Origin of the sequence: Actinoplanes sp. NPDC048791 (assembly GCF_040650095.1) — a bacterium.
In the GTDB taxonomy this organism is placed as follows: domain Bacteria; phylum Actinomycetota; class Actinomycetes; order Mycobacteriales; family Micromonosporaceae; genus Actinoplanes.
In genome coordinates this window covers 1-3,084 of sequence record NZ_JBEZGQ010000985.1, presented here as the reverse complement: position 1 = coordinate 3,084, position 3,084 = coordinate 1, and the positions used below count along the sequence as shown (strand labels likewise).

The window sequence follows — 3,084 nt, the reverse complement described above, 5'->3', positions numbered from 1 at the left end:
GTCGCGAGCGCGGCGGTGAGCAGGTGCCGGCGGGTCAGGGCGGTGGTCATCAGTCCTCCGGGGTGTCGGTGCTCTCGATCTGGGTGATGAGCAGCTTCAGCCGCTTGATCTCCTCGGCGAGCGCGGTGCTGCCCGCGGCGGTCAGCGTGACCCAGGTGCGGCCGCGCCGGCCCTCGTAGCCCTTCTCCACGTCGATGAGGCTCGCCATCTCCAACACGCTCAAGTGCTTGGAAAGGTTGCCGGCGGTCAGGTCCAGCTGACTGCGCAGGTAGCCGAACTCGACCCGGCGGGCCTCGTGGGCGATGGCGAGGATCCCCAGCCGCACCCGCTGGTGCACGACCTCGTCCAGCCCGGTGACCGGATGCCCGGACGACACCTGCGGCTCCGGCGCCTCGGCGGTCACCGGTGCCGCCGGCGGGCCACCGCGAAGCCGGTCGCACCCAGCAGCAGCACGATGCCGCAGATGACCTGCGGGATCGCGAAGTCGGCCCGGATGCCCCAGGACGTCCCCCAGCCCTCGTTGGTGGGCAACGTCAGCGCCACGGTGAGGTATCCGAGGGTGAACAGCAGCAACGCGACGTTGCGCTCCACCCGGGCCAGCACCAGCAGCGCGACCCCGATGACCCCCCACGGCGCGATCAGCCGGTCCACCACGAGCACCCAGGACGGGAACCGCACCGGGTGGTCCGGGAAGTACAGGGCGGCCGCCACCCACGCGGCGGTGAACAGGACGGTCAGGGCGGCGCCGGTGATCGCGTACGGCAGCACCCGGGCGCCCAGCCCCCGCGCCCGGGCGGCCCGGATGTAGCTGACGGTGATCCCCGCGTACGCCAGCAGGAGCGCGGGTGGCCAGTAGAAGAGCACGCCGCGCCGGGCGAACTCGCAGCTGCCGTCCGAGGCGCAGTTCAAGCGCATGCCGAACCAGTCGAACGGGATCCCGACCAGGGTCACCAGACCCAGCACCAGCAGGGCCAGCCAGGTCAGGCGCTGGTCCAGGCGTACCCGGTGGGTCAGGCCCCGGACGTCCGACAAGAGCCGGCGGGGATCGCCGCCGGCGGACATCGATTCAGTGGTCATGCCAACAGGTTTCCACAGCAAACCAATTTGCGCTAGCTCTCGAACGCGCCGAACGACTGGAGTGTGCCGCCGAGCGCCTGCGGGTCCGCGCCGAGGTCGATGTCGAGGGCGAGGAACGGGCCACCGCGGTGCTGGTGGCGCGATCCGCCGGGCAGCATCTCGCCCCGACCGTTTCAGGCGGGGCGGCCAGGGCGACCGGGACGGCCGGGACCGCCGGGACGGCCAAGGCGGCCGCGACGGCCGGACGGCCGGACGGCCAAGACGACCAGGGCGGCCAAGACGACCAGAACGACCAGAACGACCAGGGCGACCAGGACGACCAAGACGACCAGAACGACCAGGGCGACCAAGACGACCGGGACGGCCAGGGCGACCGGGACGACCGGGACGGCCAGGGCGACCGGGGCGGTCCGGCATACCTTCCCGCAGGCACCGCTATCCGAAAGACGATATTGCATTCCGAACCATCAATGTCGGAAATCGAAGAACTGTTATGGCCGGCGCGCCGCAAAAGTCGCAACATTAGGCGGCGATCCACCCCCGACCCGCTGACCAGGAACAACGTAAGACATCGAAGGATGCCACTTGAATGCGCGGAAACAATCTGGCAATCTCTCGAATCAGGCTGTTAACGTTCTCATCTTTTTCATGGCTGCTGCCGGGATGCATCGGTCCCCCGCCATTCGCCGTCCCCGCCGCGCCGGAAAGGCACACCTCCTCATGAAGCTCCGAACCTCCTCAGGAAGACGACGCACGCTGCTGCTCTCGGCAGCGACCGCCGGTGTGGTCGTAGCCGCCAGCATCGCGGTCGTCGGCACCGCCGAGGCCGCCAGCACCCTGGGCGCCTCGGCGGCGCAGACCGGCCGCTATTACGGTGCGGCGATCGCGGCCGGCCGGCTGGGTGACGGCACCTACACCCGGATCCTGAACAGCGAGTTCAACTCGGTCACGCCCGAGAACGAGATGAAGTGGGACGCCACCGAGCCGTCCCAGGGCCGGTTCACCTACACCAACGGCGACCGCATCCTCAACCAAGGTGTTGCCATGGGTGCCAAGGTCCGGGGGCACGCCCTGCTCTGGCACCAGCAGCAGCCCGGCTGGGCTCAGTCGATGTCCGGCAGCGCCCTGCGCAGCGCCGCGATCAACCACGTCACGCAGGTCGCCACCCACTACAAGGGCAAGATCTACGCCTGGGACGTGGTCAACGAAGCCTTCGCCGACGGCGGCAGCGGCGCCCGCCGCGACTCCAACCTGCAGCGCACCGGCAACGACTGGATCGAAGCCGCCTTCCGCGCCGCCCGCACCGCCGATCCCAACGCCAAACTCTGTTACAACGACTACAACACCGACGGCATCAACGCGAAGTCGACCGGCATCTACAACATGGTCCGCGACTTCAAATCCCGCGGCGTCCCGATCGACTGCGTCGGCTTCCAGTCCCACCTCGGCACCGGCATCGACTCCACGTACCAGGCGAACCTGCAACGCTTCGCCGACCTCGGCGTGGACGTGCAGATCACCGAACTGGACGTCCAGCAGGGTGGCAATCAGGCCAACATCTACGCGACCGTCACCCGGGCCTGCCTGGCCGTGGCGCGGTGCACCGGCATCACGGTGTGGGGCATCCGCGACACCGACTCCTGGCGCGATGACAACCCGCTGCTGTTCGACGGCTCCGGCAACAAGAAAGCCGCCTACACCTCAGTGCTGAACGCCCTCAACGCCGGTGGCAACACCAATCCCACCACGCCGCCGGTCACTCCGCCGGTCACCACGTCGCCCCCGCCGCAGACCGGCTCGGGCTGCACCGCCGCGGTCTCGCTGAACAGCTGGAACGGCGGCTACGTGGCCACCGTGCGGGTCACGGCCGGCTCGTCGGCGGTCAACGGCTGGACCGTCAATGTGACGCTGCCGGTCAGCGGCACGGCCGAGGGCCGCGCCATCGAGTACGTCGACCACCTGCACGAGCACTTCACCGCCCCGGTACGCATCGAGAACGGCCGCTAC

The 3,084-nt window shown here is 69.2% G+C and carries 4 protein-coding genes; 1 reads left to right on the top strand and 3 read right to left on the bottom strand.

What is annotated here, in order from left to right; genetic code table 11:
* Nucleotides 1–49 precede the first annotated feature (49 nt).
* From AB0C29_RS40875 to AB0C29_RS40865, 3 genes are read right to left on the bottom strand one after another with little or no spacing between them, the layout of a single operon-like run.
* Nucleotides 50–403 (bottom strand): transcriptional regulator, encoded by a 354-nt coding sequence (locus AB0C29_RS40875; RefSeq protein ID WP_360832455.1) that lies wholly within the window; start codon nucleotides 401–403, stop codon nucleotides 50–52.
* Nucleotides 400–1,077, bottom strand: coding sequence for a hypothetical protein (locus AB0C29_RS40870; protein ID WP_360832453.1), 678 nt, complete (start codon nucleotides 1,075–1,077; stop codon nucleotides 400–402). Before AB0C29_RS40870 ends, AB0C29_RS40875 begins: the two co-directional genes overlap by 4 nt.
* Before the next feature lie 32 nt (nucleotides 1,078–1,109).
* Nucleotides 1,110–1,235, bottom strand: coding sequence for a hypothetical protein (locus tag AB0C29_RS40865; RefSeq protein WP_360832450.1), 126 nt, complete (start codon nucleotides 1,233–1,235; stop codon nucleotides 1,110–1,112).
* Nucleotides 1,236–1,797: 562 nt separating this feature from the next.
* Here AB0C29_RS40865 and AB0C29_RS40860 point away from each other — a divergent pair.
* Nucleotides 1,798–3,084: endo-1,4-beta-xylanase (locus tag AB0C29_RS40860; RefSeq protein WP_360832447.1), on the top strand; the 1,287-nt coding region annotated here is incomplete at its 3' end.